A 16,187-nucleotide genomic window follows, 5' to 3' on the forward strand; every position below is an offset into this window, starting at 1 on the left:
GCACTAGACTTGCCAGACGTGGCCCACCCGATGATCGCTCCCTCCATCCTGTCCGCAGATTTCGCACGCTTGGCCGACGAAGCCCAGGCCGTCGCCGGCGCCGACTGGCTGCATGTCGATGTCATGGACGCACATTTCGTGCCGAACCTGACCCTCGGCCTGCCGATCGTGCAGTCACTGCTGAAAGCGACCGAGATTCCTCTCGACTGCCACCTGATGATCGAAGATCCGGGCAGGTGGGCACCGCCGTACGCGGAGGCCGGTGCGCACAACGTCACGATCCACGCCGAAGCCACCGACGACCCGATCGCGGTCGCTCGGGACATCCGTGCCGCCGGAGCGAAGGCCGGACTGTCCGTCAAGCCCGGCACCCCCATCGAGCCGTACCTCGAGATCCTGAAGGAATTCGACACCCTCCTCGTGATGAGTGTCGAACCCGGATTCGGCGGTCAGTCCTTCATTCCCGACGTACTCGACAAGGCCCGTGCTGTGCGGCGGCTGGTGGATTCCGGTGAACTGCGTCTGCTCGTCGAGATCGACGGTGGTATCAACGCCGACACCATCGAAGCCGCTGCCGAAGCCGGCGTCGACTGCTTCGTCGCAGGCTCCGCTGTCTACGGCGCGGAGGACCCGAGCGAGGCGGTACGCAAGTTGCGCGCGCAGGCAGGGAAGGCCTCGCCGCATCTGACCCTCGCGCCGTGACCGCACCGGAACTCGCCGAAGCGCTGCAGTTCGCGCTCGACGCGGCGGAAGCCGTTCGCGGGACGACGAGCCCCAATCCGCCGGTCGGCGCGGCGATCGTCGCCGCGGACGGTCGCATCGCCGGCGTCGGTGCGACGGCGCCGCCGGGCGGTCCACACGCCGAGGTGCGAGCGCTGGCGGTCGCCGGAGAGCGGGCGCGCGGTGGGACCGCGGTCGTCACTCTCGAACCCTGCAACCACACCGGTCGCACCGGACCGTGCGCGCAGGCCCTGATCGAGGCCGGCATCGCGACCGTCCACTACGCGATCGCCGATCCGAACCCGGTCGCAGGCGGCGGTGCAGACACCCTGCGTGCCGCGGGCATAGCGGTTCACGAAGGCCTCGGCGCCGACGCCGTGGCCCACGGCCCGCTGCGGGCGTGGCTGCACCGGCAACGCACCGATCGGCCACATGTGACCTGGAAGTACGCGGCGGGGCTCGACGGGCGCAGTGCCGCCGCAGACGGCACCAGCCAGTGGATCTCCGGCCCGGACGCACGCACACGCGTGCACGACGAACGCAGCCGGTTGGACGCGATCATCGTGGGCACCGGCACCGTACTCGCCGACGACCCGTGGCTGACGGCACGCCTGCCCGACGGTGACCTCGCGCCGCATCAGCCACTGCGGGTGGTCGTCGGGTTCAGCGACCTCCCCACCGATGCGCGGGTGCTGGACGACAGCGCCCCCACCCTCGTTCTGCGTACTCACGACGTCGACGAGGTCCTTGCGGCACTGACCGACCACCCGGATGTCCTCATCGAGGGCGGTCCGCGTCTTGCCGGTGCGTTCCTCGCGGCCCGTCGCGTCGACCGCATCCAGGCGTACATCGCGCCGGTCGTGCTCGGGGCCGGAAGCGCGGCGGTGCAGGATGCGGGCGTCACGACGATCGCCGAGGCGCTACGGTTTCGTCGGGAGCGCGTCGAGACCGTCGGCGCTGATGTCCTGATGACCCTGGTCCCGGAACGGGACTGATGAGCCCGGTCCCTGGCCGGGAGTGAAGGAGCCGAACGTGTTCACCGGCATCGTGGAAGAACTGGGTGAAATCGTGGCGCGCGAAGACCTCGCGGACGCCGCGCGATTCACTGTGCGGGGCCCGGTGGTGACCACCGACGCAAAACATGGCGACTCGATCGCCGTCAACGGAGTGTGCCTGACCGTCGTCGACGTGGTGGACACCGACTCGTTCACCGCGGATGTGATGCAGGAGACACTGAACCGTTCGAGCCTCGAGGGTCTGGCGCCGGGCAGTCGCGTCAACCTCGAACGCGCGGCGGCGGTGAACAGCCGTCTCGGCGGTCATATCGTGCAGGGGCACGTCGACGGCACCGGCTCTGTGCTCTCGCGTACCCCCTCCGAGAACTGGACGGTGGTCCGGATTTCGTTGCCCGCGAGCATCGCCCGATATGTCGTCGAGAAAGGGTCGATCACCGTCGACGGTGTGTCGCTGACGGTGTCGGCGCTCGGCGGCGAACCCGGCGACGAATGGTTCGAGATCTCTCTCATCCCGACGACGTTGTCGCTGACAACGCTCGGCGGCGCCGAGCCCGGTACCACGGTCAACCTCGAGGTCGATGTGATTGCGAAGTACGTGGAGCGACTGCAGAACGCTCGGTGACAGGTCGTACTGTGGAACAGGACAGTGGACGCGAAGCACGAGTCGTCCGACTAGAAGATTTGGAGTCAGGGCAAGTGACGAGGTTCGACACCATCGAGCGCGCGGTCGCCGACATCGCCGCCGGTAAGGCGGTCGTCGTGGTCGACGACGAAGACCGTGAAAACGAGGGCGACCTCATCTTCGCCGCGGAGAAGGCCACTCCCGAGCTTGTAGCGTTCATGGTGCGCTACACCTCCGGATATCTGTGTGTGCCGCTCGACGGCGACGACTGCGACCGGCTCGGGCTGCCCCCGATGTACTCCACGAATCAGGACAAGCACGGCACGGCCTACACGGTCACGGTCGACGCGAAGGAAGGTATCGGCACCGGCATCTCGGCGTCCGACCGCGCCACCACGATGCGGCTGCTCGCCGACCCCGATTCGACCGTGCTGGATTTCACCCGTCCCGGCCACGTGGTGCCGCTGCGCGCGAAGGAAGGCGGCGTGCTGCGTCGTCCCGGCCACACCGAGGCCGCTGTGGACCTCGCCCGTATGGCCGATCTGCGCCCGGCCGGTGTGATCTGCGAGATCGTCTCCCAGAAGGATGAGGGCCACATGGCCCGCACCGACGAGCTGCGCGTGTTCGCCGACGAGCACGATCTCGCGCTGATCTCCATCGCCGACCTCATCGCGTGGCGTCGTAAGCACGAGAAGCATGTGGTGCGTGTCGCCGAGGCCCGCATCCCCACCCGGCACGGTGATTTCACCGCGGTCGGCTACCAGAGCATCTACGACGAGGTCGAGCACGTCGCGCTCGTCCGCGGCGACCTCGCCGGGCCCGATGGCGACGGCGCGGACGTGCTCGTGCGCGTGCACTCCGAATGCCTGACCGGTGACGTGTTCGGGTCGTTGCGGTGCGATTGCGGTCCGCAGCTCGACGCCGCACTCGAGATGGTGGCGGCGGAAGGCCGCGGTGTCGTGCTCTACATGCGTGGCCACGAGGGGCGCGGTATCGGCCTGATGCACAAGCTGCAGGCATATCAGCTGCAGGACGCCGGGTCCGACACCGTCGACGCCAACCTGGAACTCGGGCTCCCCGCCGACGCCCGTGACTACGGCATCGGCGCGCAGATCCTCGTCGATCTCGGTGTGTCGTCGATGCGGTTGCTCACCAACAACCCTGCCAAGCGGGTCGGGTTGGACGGATACGGACTGCAGATCACCGAGCGTGTCCCGATGCCGTTGCGCGCCAACGCCGAGAATCTGACCTACCTGCGGACCAAGCGCGACCGGATGGGTCACGATCTGGTCGGGCTCGACGACTACGAGGCCGGTGATGCCTGATGAGCGGTGAAGGGCTACCCGACCTGCAACTCCCCGACCTGCACCGCGCAGGCGCCGCGGGTCTGCGTCTGGCGATCGTCGCGGGACGCTGGCACGCCGAGATCTCCGATGCGCTCATCGCGGGGGCACAGCGTGTCGCCGAGGAAGTCGGGGTCGCGGACGTCACCGTCGAGCGCGTGGCCGGCGCGATCGAACTGCCCGTGGTCGCGCAGCAGCTCGCCCGCACCCACGATGCCGTGGTCGCGTTGGGCGTTGTGATCCGCGGCGGGACCCCGCACTTCGAGTACGTGTGCGATGCGGTGACCTACGGGTTGACGCGCATAGCGCTCGACGAGGGCACCCCCGTCGGCAACGGTGTGCTCACCACCGACACCGAGCAGCAGGCACTCGACCGCGCGGGGCTGCCGGATTCGGTCGAGGACAAGGGCGGTCAGGCGTGCGCGGCGGCACTCGACACCGCCGTCACCTTGCGTCGACTCCGGGAAACGACGCCGTGACCGCCGCTACCGACACCGAGTGGGAGCTCGACGTCCGTGCTCGCAAGATGACCCTCGCGGCGCAGCTCATCGCCGGGTTCCTGGTGGTCGGACACATCGGCGCCGCCCTCGTCCTACGATCGGGCGGTGACACCGGTGTGAACCTGCGCATCGCCGACCAGATCGCGATGGTCGCGATCGGGCTCGTCGTTGCGTCCGGTGTGCTGCTCTTCACCCGACCTCGTCTGCGCGCCGGTGCGAGTGGTGTCTTGGTGCGGAACATGTTCCAGGAAAAGCTCTTCGGCTGGAATCAGGTGTACGGCGTCTCGTTCCCGCACGACGCACCGTGGGCACATCTCGAGCTTCCCGACGACGAGTATCTGGCTGTGGTCGCGGTGCAGGCCCGAGACGGTGCGCACGCCGTCGACGCCCTGGAACGCTTCCGCGAGATCGAAGCACGCTACGGTCGGGGTGTCGGAGCAGACGACTAGCCTGGACGTCGTGCCCGACCCCTCGACATACCGCCCCGCCCCCGGCACCATCCCCACGGAGCCGGGGGTGTACAGATTCCGCGACCCGCACGGCCGGGTCATCTACGTCGGCAAGGCCAAGAACCTGCGGTCACGGCTGAACTCGTACTTCGCCGATGTCTCCTCGTTGCACCCGCGCACGCGGCAGATGGTCACTACCGCCGGCAGTGTCGAGTGGACGGTGGTGCGCACCGAGGTCGAGGCACTGCAGCTCGAATACAACTGGATCAAGGAATTCGATCCGCGCTTCAACGTGCGCTATCGAGACGACAAGACGTATCCGATGCTTGCAGTCAGTGTGGGGGAGAAGTTCCCGCGACTGTTCGTCTACCGCGGTCCCCGACGTAAGGGTGTGCGCTATTTCGGTCCCTATTCTCATGCGTGGGCGATCCGGGAAACCCTCGATCTTCTGCTGCGGGTGTTCCCGGCCCGCACCTGCTCGGCCGGCGTCTTCAAACGGCACTCGCAGATCGGGCGGCCGTGCCTGCTCGGGTACATCGACAAGTGCTCGGCGCCGTGCGTAGGCCGGGTCGATCCCGACGAACATCGCCGGATCGTCGACGACTTCTGTGATTTCCTCGCCGGCCGCACAGACCGGCTGGTCCGCGACGTCGAAGCACGCATGCACGCCGCCGCCGAAGAACTCGACTTCGAACTCGCGGCACGCCTGCGCGACGATCTCGGGGCGCTCCGCAAGGCGCTCGAGAAGCAAGCCGTGGTGCTCGGCGACGGAACGGATGCCGACCTCGTCGCGTTCGCCGGTGACGACCTCGAGGTCGCCGTTCAGGTGTTCCACGTGCGCGGAGGCCGCGTCCGCGGACAACGAGGCTGGGTCGTCGAGAAGTCCGGCGATGTCGTCGATCGGCCGGCCGACCGCGACGCGCGGCCGGCCGAATCCGACGACGCGGATCGGGACGAAGAGTTGTCGCTGCTCGTTGAGCAGTTCCTCACCCAGTTCTACGGGGAGGAGGTCGAGCTCACTACAGAGGCCGACATCGACCGCGCCGCAAGCGCCGTGCCACGCGAGGTGCTCGTTCCGGCGCTGCCGCCCGACCCGGACGAGATGAGCCGTTGGCTCTCCGGGCTCCGCGGCGGACCGGTACGGCTGCGCGTGCCCCAGCGCGGCGACAAGAAGGCGCTCGCCGAGACGGTACTGCGTAACGCGAAGGAAGCATTGACCCAGCACAAGTTGCGGCGGGCGGGCGATTTCACTGCGCGTTCGGCGGCACTGCAGGGCATCCAGGAGGCACTCGACCTGGACTCGGCGCCCCTGCGTATCGAATGCGTCGACATCAGCCACGTGCAGGGCACCGATGTCGTTGCCTCACTGGTGGTCTTCGAAGACGGTCTGCCCCGCAAATCCGACTATCGGCGATATGCGATCAAGGAGGCCGCCGGCGACGGACGGTCCGACGACGTCGGCTCGATCGCCGAGGTCACTCGCCGACGGTTCCTCCGGCACAACCGTGACGTTGCCCACTCTGCGGCAGGTGAGGGTGGCGCCGACGGTGGCGACACCGCGCCGGAGGCTGCGTTGGATCCGGTCACCGGCAGGCCGCGCAGGTTCGCGTATCCGCCGAACTTGTACGTCGTGGACGGCGGTGCACCTCAGGTGGCGGCGGCGGCCGAGGTCCTCGACGATCTCGGTATCACCGATGTCGCCGTGATCGGTCTCGCGAAACGCCTCGAGGAGGTGTGGGTGCCGGGCGAGGAGGATCCGGTGATCCTGCCGCGGGCGAGCGAGTCCCTCTACCTGCTGCAGCGGGTGCGCGACGAGGCGCACCGGTTCGCCATCACCTTCCACCGCAGCAAGCGTTCGCAGCGCATGACGGCGTCGGCACTCGACGGTATCCGTGGTCTGGGCGACGCGCGCCGCAAGGCACTCGTGACACATTTCGGGTCGGTCGCGAAATTGCGGGAGGCCACCGTCGAGGAGATCACCGCGGTCCCGGGGGTCGGCCGCGCGACCGCGCAGACCGTGCACGACGCACTGCGCGGCGAGACGCCGAACGGCGCCTCGCCACCACCGGCCGACCCGACTCCGGAACTCGACCCGGATGCAGGAGACACGCCGGTGGGCAATGATGGCACCGTCGGCGTGTCGGAAGTACGAGCGGAGTCGCAGCAATGACGGATGTGGGTAGAGAGACCATCGGGTCCGATGGGGACGGTGCCGCTCGTCGTGCTGAGGTGATCATCATCACCGGGTTGTCGGGGGCGGGGATGAGTACCGCGGCCACTGCGCTCGAGGATCTCGGGTGGTTCGTCGCCGACAATCTCCCGCCGCAGTTGGTCATCTCGATGATCGATCTCGCGGTTCGCGCCGATCCGCCGCTCGAGCGGCTCGCGATCGTCATGGATGTGCGCAGCCGCTTGTTCACCGGCGATCTCGGCCAGGTCGTCAACGAACTGGCCGCGCGGCCGGTCCAGACCCGCGTGCTGTTCCTCGAGGCGACCGACGCCGTGCTCGTGCGACGCTTCGAGCAGGTGCGCCGCAGTCATCCACTGCAGGCCGACACCGCCGACCGCACTCTCATCGACGGGATCGCGGCCGAACGAGCACAGCTCGCACCGGTGAAGGGTGCCGCCGACCTCGTGGTCGACACCTCCGCGCTCACCGGACCGGAGTTGCGTCGCAAGATCGAAACGGCCTTCGGAGATGCGACCTCCGACACCATCCAGGTGACCGTCGAATCGTTCGGTTTCAAGTACGGTCTGCCGATGGACTCCGACCTCGTATGCGATGTGCGTTTCCTCCCGAACCCCCACTGGGTTCCCGACCTGCGTCCGCAGACCGGCCGCGATGCGCCGGTGAGTGACTACGTGCTGTCCCACGAGAGCGCACCGGAGTTTCTCGACAGTTATCTGCGGATGCTCGACCTGACGACGGCCGGTTACCGGCGTGAGGGCAAGCGTTACATGACGATCGCGGTGGGCTGCACCGGTGGCAAACATCGCAGCGTCGCGATGGCCGAAGCCCTGGCGGGGCGATTGAGCGGTGAACTCGGACTCGATGTGCATGTCGTGCACCGTGATCTGGGGCGCGAGTGAGCACCTATCTCGGAGATTCTCCGACCGGTCCGGCGATCACGGCACTCGGCGGGGGGCACGGGCTGTACGCGACGCTGCGCGCCGTGCGTCAGCTCACAGAGCGGGTGACGGCTGTCGTGACCGTTGCCGACGACGGCGGCTCGTCGGGTCGATTGCGATCCGAGCTCGGCGTGATCCCGCCGGGTGACCTGCGCATGGCTCTCGCCGCGATGTCCGCCGACCTCCCCGATGTACGTGTCTGGACCGAGACCGTGCAGCATCGCTTCGGCGGAACCGGCGCCCTCGCCGGGCACTCGGTGGGCAATTTGATCTTGGCGGGCCTGAACGAGGTCCTTGGCGACACCGTCGCCGCTCTCGACGCCGTGGGGCGTCTGCTACAGGTGCGCGGCCGGGTTCTGCCGATGTCACCGATAGCCCTCGACATCGAGGCGGACGTCTCCGGGCTCGAATCCGATCCGCGGGCAAGCCGATGTATCCGTGGCCAGGTCGCGGTCGCGACCACGCCGGGGAAGGTGCGGCGTGTCCGGCTGATCCCGGCCAATCCACCGGCAAGCCCCGATGCGCTGGACGCGGTGTGCGACGCCGACCTGGTGGTGCTCGGGCCGGGGTCGTGGTTCTCGAGTGTGATTCCGCACGTGCTGGTCCCGGACGTGCACGATGCCCTGGTCCACACGAACGCACGGAAGGTGCTGGTACTCAACCTGGCTGCCGAGCCGGGGGAGACCGCCGGGTTCTCCGCGGAGCGGCATCTGCACGTTCTGGCGCAGCATGCCCCGGATTTCCGCGTCGACAACGTCGTCGTCGATGCGGCGTCGGTGCCGGTGGGGCGCGAACGTGAGCATCTTCGCCGCGCGGCGTCCGGATTCGGTGCCGACGTGGACTTCGTCGATGTGGCCGAGACCGGCACTCATCGGCATGACCCCGCCAAGTTGGCGAGGGCGCTCGGACAGTATCTGACCAAGCCGGACGGATACAGCAGTTCCGTCGGCGGTGGCGGAAGGGAGATCGTCTCGTGGCAATGACAGCGGAGGTCAAGGACGAGTTGAGCAGGCTCGTCGTCACCCGCACCAGCAACCGCAAGGCGGAGGTGTCGTCGTTGCTGCGGTTCGCCGGTGGACTGCACATCGTCGCGGGTCGCGTCGTCGTCGAGGCCGAGGTCGACCTGGGGTCGATTGCGCGGCGGCTGCGCAAAGAGATCTTCGAGCTGTACGGCTACCAGGTGGAGGTCCTCGTTCTCGGTGCGGGTGGGCTCCGCAAGAGTTCGCGGTACGTGGTGCGGGTGGGCAAGGACGGTGAGGCACTCGCTCGGCAGACCGGGTTGCTCGACAGCCGCGGCCGGCCGGTCCGAGGCCTGCCTGCGCAGGTGGTCGGCGGCAGTGTGTCCGATGCTGCTGCCGCGTGGCGCGGTGCCTTCCTCGCGCACGGTTCGCTCACCGAACCGGGGCGCTCCTCGGCGCTGGAGGTCAGCTGCCCCGGGCCGGAGGCCGCGCTCGCGTTGGTGGGGGCGGCCCGCCGTCTCGGGATCACGGCCAAGGCGCGTGAGGTGCGCGGCGCAGACCGCGTCGTGATCCGCGACGGCGAGGCCATCGGCGCGCTGCTGACCCACATGGGCGCCCAGGACACCCGGCTGACCTGGGAGGAACGTCGCATGCGCCGCGAGGTGCGCGCGACCGCCAACCGGCTCGCGAACTTCGACGACGCGAACCTGCGACGGTCGGCGCGGGCCGCAGTCGCGGCAGCAGCACGGGTCGAGCGGGCTCTGGCGATCCTCGGTGCCGACGTCCCCGACCACCTCGCGGCGGCAGGCACACTGCGGGTGCAGCACCGGCAGGCCTCGCTCGAGGAACTCGGCCAGCTCGCGGATCCGCCGATGACCAAGGACGCTGTCGCAGGTCGGATCAGGCGTCTGCTGTCGATGGCCGATCGGCGCGCGAAGGAACTCGGGGTGGCCGACACCGAGTCGGCGGTGACCGCAGAGTTGCTCGAGGAAGCGTAGCGCGTCACCCTGAAGTGGTGATCCATGCCACGCGAGGGTGGATCCCGCGCGGTGAACCACGCACATTAGGGTAGTGGTTACACCAGCACAATCATCTTAAATTCTGGGCAAAGGAGCTTCACTGTGACTGTCCGCGTAGGCGTGAACGGCTTCGGTCGTATCGGACGTAACTTCTTCCGTGCCGTGGAGGCGCAGAAGGCGCTCGGCACCACGGACATCGAGATCGTGGCGGTCAACGACCTCACCGACAACGACACCCTGGCGACGCTCCTGAAGTACGACTCGATCCTGGGTCGCCTCGGCAAGGATGTCCGTGTCGAGGGCGACTTCATCGTCGTCGGCGACCAGAAGATCAAGGCTCTGTCCATCAAGGAAGGCCCCGCCGCGCTTCCGTGGGGCGATCTGGGTGTCGACGTGGTCGTCGAGTCCACCGGCATCTTCACCGACGCCGCGAAGGCCAAGGGCCACCTCGAGGCCGGCGCCAAGAAGGTCATCATCTCCGCGCCCGCCAAGGGTGAGGATCTCACCGTCGTGATGGGCGTCAACGACGACAAGTACGACGGCAGCCAGAACATCATCTCGAACGCCTCGTGCACCACGAACTGCCTCGGCCCGATCGCCAAGGTCCTCGATGACAGCTTCGGCATCGAGAAGGGCCTCATGACGACGGTCCACGCCTACACGCAGGACCAGAACCTGCAGGACGCGCCGCACTCTGACCTGCGTCGTGCCCGTGCTGCCGCGCTGAACGTCGTCCCGACCGGCACGGGTGCCGCCAAGGCCATCGGCCTGGTCCTCCCGCAGCTGCTCGGCAAGCTCGACGGCTACGCGCTGCGGGTGCCGATCCCCACCGGCTCGGTCACCGACCTCACCGCCAACCTGCGCACCAAGGCGTCGGTCGAAGAGATCAACGCCGCGATGAAGGCTGCCGCAGAGGGTCCCCTCAAGGGCATCCTCAAGTACAACACCGACCCGATCGTGTCCTCGGACATCGTCACCGACCCGCACTCGTCGATCTTCGACGCGCCGCTGACCAAGGTCATCGACGAGCAGGTCAAGATCGTGTCCTGGTACGACAACGAGTGGGGTTACTCCAACCGCCTGGCCGACCTCATCGGTCTCGTCGCCAAGTCCCTCTAGTCACCTCACACCGAACAGGACATCCGAACAGTGGCAGTTCAGACGCTGAAGGATCTGCTCGACGCCGGGGTGGAGGGTCGTGGCGTGCTGGTGCGCTCCGACCTCAACGTCCCCCTGGACGGCGAGACGATCACCGATCCCGGCCGCATCCTCGCGTCCGCGCCCACGATCAAGGCGCTCGCCGAGGCCGGCGCCAAGGTTGTCGTGACCGCGCACCTGGGTCGCCCCAAGGGTGAACAAGACCCGAAGTTCTCGCTGGCGCCCGTCGCGGCGAAGCTCGGTGAGGTACTCGGTCGCAATGTGCAGCTCGCCGGCGATGTCGTCGGGCAGGACGCTCTGGCTCGCTCGGAGGGTCTGACCGACGGCGACATCCTCCTGCTCGAGAACATCCGCTTCGATCCGCGCGAGACGAGCAAGGACGAAGCGCAGCGTCAGGCGCTTGCACGTGAGCTCGTCGAACTCGTCGGCGACGACGGTGCATTCGTCTCCGACGGTTTCGGTGTCGTGCATCGCGCGCAGGCGTCGGTGTACGACGTGGCGAAGCTGCTCCCGCATTACGCGGGTGGCCTCGTCGCGGCGGAGGTGGAGGTGCTGGCGAAGCTCACCACCGACACCGAACGTCCGTACGCGGTGGTGCTCGGCGGTTCGAAGGTCTCCGACAAGCTCGCGGTGATCGAGGCGCTCGCACCGAAGGTTGACACCCTCGTCATCGGCGGCGGAATGTGCTTCACATTCCTTGCTGCGCAGGGCATTTCGGTGGGTACCTCGTTGCTCGAGGAGTCGATGATCGACACCTGCAAGAGCTTGCTCGACAGGTTCGCCGACGTACTGCACATCCCGCAGGACGTGGTGGTGGCCGACAGCTTCTCCGCCGATGCGGAAGCGAAGACCGTCCCGGTCTCCGAGATACCCGACGGCTGGATGGGTCTGGACATCGGGCCCGAGTCGGTGCAGCGATTCGCGTCGCTGCTCACCTCGGCACGGACAGTGTTCTGGAACGGCCCGATGGGCGTGTTCGAGTTCGAGAAGTTCGCCGCAGGCACCAAGGGTGTCGCCGAGGCCATTGTCGAAGCTACCGGCAAGGGCGCGTTCAGCGTCGTCGGCGGCGGCGATTCGGCCGCGGCGGTGCGTTCGCTGGGGCTGCCCGACGACGGGTTCTCGCACATCTCCACCGGTGGCGGTGCTTCCCTCGAATACCTCGAGGGCAAGGAACTGCCCGGCATCTCGGTTCTGGAGGGCTGACACAGTGACATCACCCGGCGCTCCGCTTGCGCGGAAAGCACGTAAGCCGCTCATCGCGGGCAACTGGAAGATGAACCTCAATCACCTCGAGGCCATCGCTCTGGTACAGAAGATCGCGTTCACCCTTCCCGACAAGTACCTCGAGAAGGTCGACGTCACCGTCATCCCACCGTTCACTGATATCCGCTCGGTGCAGACCCTGATCGAGGGCGACAAGATCGCGCTCACCTACGGCGCCCAGGACGTGTCCGCCCACGCTTCCGGCGCCTACACCGGCGAGATCTCCGGTGCGATGCTCGCCAAGCTCGGCTGCACCTACGTGGTCGTCGGTCATTCCGAGCGGCGCACGCTGCACGGCGAGACCGACACGATCGTCCGAGACAAGGCGAAGGCCGCGCTCGCACACGGCATCACGCCGATCGTGTGCATCGGCGAGGGCCTCGACATCCGTGAGGCAGGTAACCACGTCGCGTACAACGTCGAGCAGCTGAAGGGCTCGCTCGCCGGCCTGTCCGCCGACGACATCGCCAAGATCGTGGTCGCGTACGAGCCGGTCTGGGCGATCGGCACGGGCAAGGTCGCTTCGGCTGCCGACGCCCAGGAGGTGTGCGCCGCAGTGCGTGCCACCCTCGCCGAGCTCGCCTCGTCCGAGGTCGCGGCATCTGTCCGCGTCCTCTACGGCGGTTCCGTCAACGCCAAGAACGTCGGCGAGCTCATCGCTCAGACCGACGTCGACGGTGGCCTCGTGGGCGGCGCGTCGCTCAAGGCCGACGAGTTCGCGCAGCTGTCGGCGATCGCTGCCGGCGGCCCGCTGCTGTAAGGCAACCGACACACCGGTTTCACCACTGTGGGGCGCAGGATCCGAACGGATCCTGCGCCCCACAGACAATGTCCCTCAGTCCGCGGACCGGCCACTCGGCCGACGGCGGGAGCCACGAAGCCGCGCGGATCCGATCACCGGGTAAGCTGACGCCCGACGTCACCCACCAGCCGAAGGACACCGCACACCGACATGGAACTGTTCCTGGACATCCTGCTGATCGCCACCAGCCTCCTGCTGATTCTGCTGGTGCTGCTGCACCGCGCCAAGGGCGGCGGCCTGTCGAGCCTGTTCGGCGGCGGGGTCCAGTCGAGCCTGTCCGGTTCGACCGTCGCGGAGAAGAACCTCGACCGGGTGACCCTGTTCGTCGGCATCATCTGGGTCGTCTCGATTCTCGGAATCGGGCTGCAGATCAAGTTCAGCTGAGGCTGTAGCGGTCGCGGAGCGGCCACCGCCCGCGGATACTGGGCGCATGACCGACACCGCTCCGGCCTCGGCCACCGAACCTCTCCGCGACGACATCCGACTACTCGGCGGCATACTCGGCACCGTCGTCCGCGAACACGCGGGCGACGAGATCTTCGATCTCGTCGAAGCCGCGCGTGTCGCCAGCTTCCAGATCCGGCGTTCCGAGCTGGAACGTCCCGAGCTGGCCGCGCGCCTTGCCGCGGTCCCCACCGCCGACGCGATCCCGGTGGTGCGCGCGTTCAGCCACTTCGCACTGCTGGCGAACCTTGCCGAAGACCTTCACCGCGAACGGCGCCGCGCCGTCCACGTGCACGCAGGGGAGTCGTCGCCGGACAGTTCGCTCGCCGCGACCTACGCACGACTCGACGCGGCCTCTCTCGACCCTGACACCGTCGCCGATGCACTCGCCGCCGCGCTCGTTGCCCCCGTCGTCACCGCGCATCCCACCGAAACCCGCCGACGCACCGTATTCGACGTGCAGACCGCCGTCACCGATCTCATGCGTCGCCGCGAGTACACCGTCGACCCGCACGCTCACGAGGCGCTCGAGAAAGATCTGCACCGCCAGATCCTGACGTTGTGGCAGACCGCGTTGATCCGGCTGTCCCGGCTGCGGATCAGCGACGAGATCGAGAACGGCCTGCGGTACTACGAACTCGCACTGTTCGACGTCGTCCCCGAACTCAACACCGAGGTCCGCCGCGAACTGCGACGCCGCTGGCCCGATGCCGCGATCCTCACCCAACCGCTCGTGCGGCCAGGATCATGGATCGGCGGCGACCGTGACGGCAACCCCAACGTCGACGCCGACGTCGTGGCGACGGCCTGCGACCGGGCGAGCGCCACGGCCCTGCGCCACCACCTCGGTGAACTCGCCGCGCTCGAACGCGAACTGTCGATGTCCGAGCGGATCACCCCGGTCTCCGGACAACTGCGAGCGCTCGCGGACGGCTCCGGCGACGACGACCCCGCCCACAGCGACGAACCGTACCGACGCGCGATTCACGGGATTCGCGGCAGACTGTCCGTGACCGCGACCCGACTGCACCCGGGAATCGAGTTTCCGGACACCGTCGACACCGGACGAGAAGGCTACGAGACACCGGCCCAACTGCTCTCTGATCTCGGCGCTCTCGATGCATCGCTGCGCGGTGCGGGCAGCGCCGTGATCGCCGACGACCGCCTCGTCCGGCTACGCGGCGCCGTCGAGGTGTACGGGTTCCATCTCGCCCCGCTCGACCTGCGCCAGAACTCGGAGGTCCACGAACGCGTCGTCGCCGAACTGCTCGCCTGGGCGGGCGTAACCGACCGCTACCGGGAACTCGACGAGGACGCCCGGGTTGCGCTGCTCGGCGCGGAACTGCGTGTCCGACGTCCGCTGATCAGTCCGCGGGCACACCTCACAGAGGAAACCTCGAAGGAACTCGCCATCCTGCGTGCCGCCGCAGCGTCGGTGCGCCGCATCGGTCCCGCGGCGATCGAGCACTACATCATCAGCATGTGTACGTCCGTATCGGACCTGCTCGAAGTGGAGGTGCTGCTCAAGGAGGTCGGTCTGCTCGACCTCGACGCCGGCTATCCGCGATGCACCGTGCAGGTCATTCCGCTGTTCGAAACGATCGAGGACCTGCGTGGGGGTGCAGCGACCCTCACTGCGGCGCTCGCAGTCCCCGAGTTCCGCAGTCTCGTCGACGCCCACGACGGCGTGCAGGAAGTGATGCTCGGCTATTCGGACTCGAACAAGGATGGCGGCTATCTTGCCGCCAACTGGGCGCTGTACCGGGCCGAGCTCGATCTGGTGGACGCGGCACGCAGCACCGGGATTCGGCTACGACTGTTCCACGGCCGGGGCGGCACCGTCGGCCGCGGCGGCGGGCCGAGCTACGACGCGATCCTCGCGCAGCCACCGGGTGCGGTGAACGGTTCGCTGCGGCTGACCGAACAGGGTGAGGTGATCTCTGCGAAGTACCGCGATCCGATCCTGGCCCGCCGCAACCTCGAGGCGCTCGTCGCGGCCACACTCGAATCCACACTCCTCGATGTCGAAGGCCTCGGCGCCGCCGCACCCGCCGCGTATCGGGTCTTCGACGAACTGGCCGACCTCGCATACCGCGCCTACCGTGATCTGGTGCACGACACCCCGGGTTTCGTCGAATACTTCACCACCTCGACACCCGTCGCGGAGATCGGTGATCTGAACATCGGGAGCCGTCCGGCCTCACGCAAACCGACGACAGCGATCGCCGACCTGCGTGCCATCCCGTGGGTGCTGGCCTGGACCCAGTCCCGCGTGATGCTGCCGGGGTGGTACGGCACGGGCAGTGCCGTCACCGAATGGATCGGCGACGACCCCGAACGGCTCGCGACGCTGCAGGATCTCTACCGCCGGTGGCCGTTCTTCCGGTCCGTGCTGTCGAACATGGCGCAGGTCATGGCCAAATCCGATCTGGGGCTGGCGGCCCGCTACTCGGAACTCGTGGAGGACGAAGCGCTGCGGGAGCGGGTGTTCGGCAGGATCGTCGCCGAACACGAACGCACCGTGCGGATGTACCTGCAGATCACCGGATACGACTCCTTGGTCGCCGACAATCCCGCGTTGGAACGGTCGTTGCACAACCGGTTCCCGTATCTCGAACCGCTCAACCACCTGCAAGTCGAGTTGTTGCGTCGATACCGTGGTGGTGAGGACACCGACCAGGTGAGGCGCGGTATCCAGCTCACCATGAACGGATTGGCTACCGCACTGCGCAACAGCGGCTGAGATTCCCGCGCGGGAATTTT

15 protein-coding genes are annotated in these 16,187 nt (G+C 67.7%); all 15 read left to right on the plus strand.

Annotated features, from left to right (window positions below):
* Nucleotides 1-18: 18 nt before the first annotated feature.
* The 15 genes from rpe (at nucleotide 19) to ppc (ending at nucleotide 16,167) form a co-directional block, all read left to right on the plus strand.
* Nucleotides 19-702: a ribulose-phosphate 3-epimerase gene (gene rpe / locus ACFWCF_RS05350; RefSeq protein ID WP_378558124.1), complete on the plus strand. Its 684-nt coding sequence runs from the start codon at nucleotides 19-21 to the stop codon at nucleotides 700-702.
* On the plus strand, nucleotides 699-1,715 hold the full coding sequence (ribD, locus tag ACFWCF_RS05355) for a bifunctional diaminohydroxyphosphoribosylaminopyrimidine deaminase/5-amino-6-(5-phosphoribosylamino)uracil reductase RibD (RefSeq protein WP_378491747.1): 1,017 nt from the start codon (nucleotides 699-701) through the stop codon (nucleotides 1,713-1,715). Before rpe ends, ribD begins: the two co-directional genes overlap by 4 nt.
* 37 nt (nucleotides 1,716-1,752) lie before the next feature.
* Entirely contained in the window at nucleotides 1,753-2,358 is a 606-nt protein-coding gene (locus ACFWCF_RS05360; protein WP_378558127.1) for a riboflavin synthase, read from the plus strand.
* A 74-nt stretch (nucleotides 2,359-2,432) separates the two neighbouring features.
* Nucleotides 2,433-3,683, plus strand: coding sequence for a bifunctional 3,4-dihydroxy-2-butanone-4-phosphate synthase/GTP cyclohydrolase II (locus ACFWCF_RS05365; protein ID WP_378491749.1), 1,251 nt, complete (start codon nucleotides 2,433-2,435; stop codon nucleotides 3,681-3,683).
* Complete coding sequence (gene ribH, locus ACFWCF_RS05370) at nucleotides 3,683-4,180, plus strand: 6,7-dimethyl-8-ribityllumazine synthase (protein WP_378558130.1); 498 nt, start codon at nucleotides 3,683-3,685, stop codon at nucleotides 4,178-4,180. The genes ACFWCF_RS05365 and ribH overlap by 1 nt, the downstream gene beginning before the upstream one ends.
* Complete coding sequence (locus ACFWCF_RS05375; RefSeq protein WP_378491751.1) at nucleotides 4,177-4,650, plus strand: PH domain-containing protein; 474 nt, start codon at nucleotides 4,177-4,179, stop codon at nucleotides 4,648-4,650. The genes ribH and ACFWCF_RS05375 overlap by 4 nt, the downstream gene beginning before the upstream one ends.
* A gap of 10 nt (nucleotides 4,651-4,660) precedes the next feature.
* A complete protein-coding gene (gene uvrC / locus ACFWCF_RS05380; protein ID WP_378558133.1) occupies nucleotides 4,661-6,820 on the plus strand; it encodes an excinuclease ABC subunit UvrC in 2,160 nt (719 codons plus the stop codon).
* Nucleotides 6,817-7,740: an RNase adapter RapZ gene (gene rapZ / locus ACFWCF_RS05385; RefSeq protein ID WP_378558136.1), complete on the plus strand. Its 924-nt coding sequence runs from the start codon at nucleotides 6,817-6,819 to the stop codon at nucleotides 7,738-7,740. The genes uvrC and rapZ overlap by 4 nt, the downstream gene beginning before the upstream one ends.
* Nucleotides 7,737-8,762, plus strand: a complete 1,026-nt coding sequence (yvcK, locus tag ACFWCF_RS05390) for a uridine diphosphate-N-acetylglucosamine-binding protein YvcK (protein ID WP_378491754.1) — start codon at nucleotides 7,737-7,739, stop codon at nucleotides 8,760-8,762. The genes rapZ and yvcK overlap by 4 nt, the downstream gene beginning before the upstream one ends.
* Nucleotides 8,759-9,736, plus strand: a complete 978-nt coding sequence (gene whiA, locus ACFWCF_RS05395) for a DNA-binding protein WhiA (RefSeq protein ID WP_378558651.1) — start codon at nucleotides 8,759-8,761, stop codon at nucleotides 9,734-9,736. Before yvcK ends, whiA begins: the two co-directional genes overlap by 4 nt.
* 123 nt (nucleotides 9,737-9,859) lie before the next feature.
* Entirely contained in the window at nucleotides 9,860-10,876 is a 1,017-nt protein-coding gene (gene gap, locus ACFWCF_RS05400) for a type I glyceraldehyde-3-phosphate dehydrogenase (RefSeq protein ID WP_378558139.1), read from the plus strand.
* Between the two features lie 30 nt (nucleotides 10,877-10,906).
* Nucleotides 10,907-12,118 carry a phosphoglycerate kinase gene (locus ACFWCF_RS05405; protein ID WP_378558142.1) on the plus strand — a complete coding sequence of 404 codons (1,212 nt, stop codon included), beginning with the start codon at nucleotides 10,907-10,909 and terminating at the stop codon, nucleotides 12,116-12,118.
* 4 nt (nucleotides 12,119-12,122) lie between these two features.
* The gene (gene tpiA / locus ACFWCF_RS05410; RefSeq protein WP_378558145.1) at nucleotides 12,123-12,938 is read left to right on the plus strand and encodes a triose-phosphate isomerase; all 816 of its coding nucleotides are present in this window, start codon (nucleotides 12,123-12,125) and stop codon (nucleotides 12,936-12,938) included.
* Between the two features lie 192 nt (nucleotides 12,939-13,130).
* On the plus strand, nucleotides 13,131-13,364 hold the full coding sequence (gene secG / locus ACFWCF_RS05415) for a preprotein translocase subunit SecG (protein WP_378491975.1): 234 nt from the start codon (nucleotides 13,131-13,133) through the stop codon (nucleotides 13,362-13,364).
* 46 nt (nucleotides 13,365-13,410) lie between these two features.
* On the plus strand, nucleotides 13,411-16,167 hold the full coding sequence (ppc, locus tag ACFWCF_RS05420; protein ID WP_378558149.1) for a phosphoenolpyruvate carboxylase: 2,757 nt from the start codon (nucleotides 13,411-13,413) through the stop codon (nucleotides 16,165-16,167).
* The last annotated feature ends 20 nt before the right edge of the window (nucleotides 16,168-16,187 follow it).

Origin of the sequence: Rhodococcus sp. NPDC060090 (assembly GCF_042729855.1) — a bacterium.
In the GTDB taxonomy this organism is placed as follows: domain Bacteria; phylum Actinomycetota; class Actinomycetes; order Mycobacteriales; family Mycobacteriaceae; genus Rhodococcus.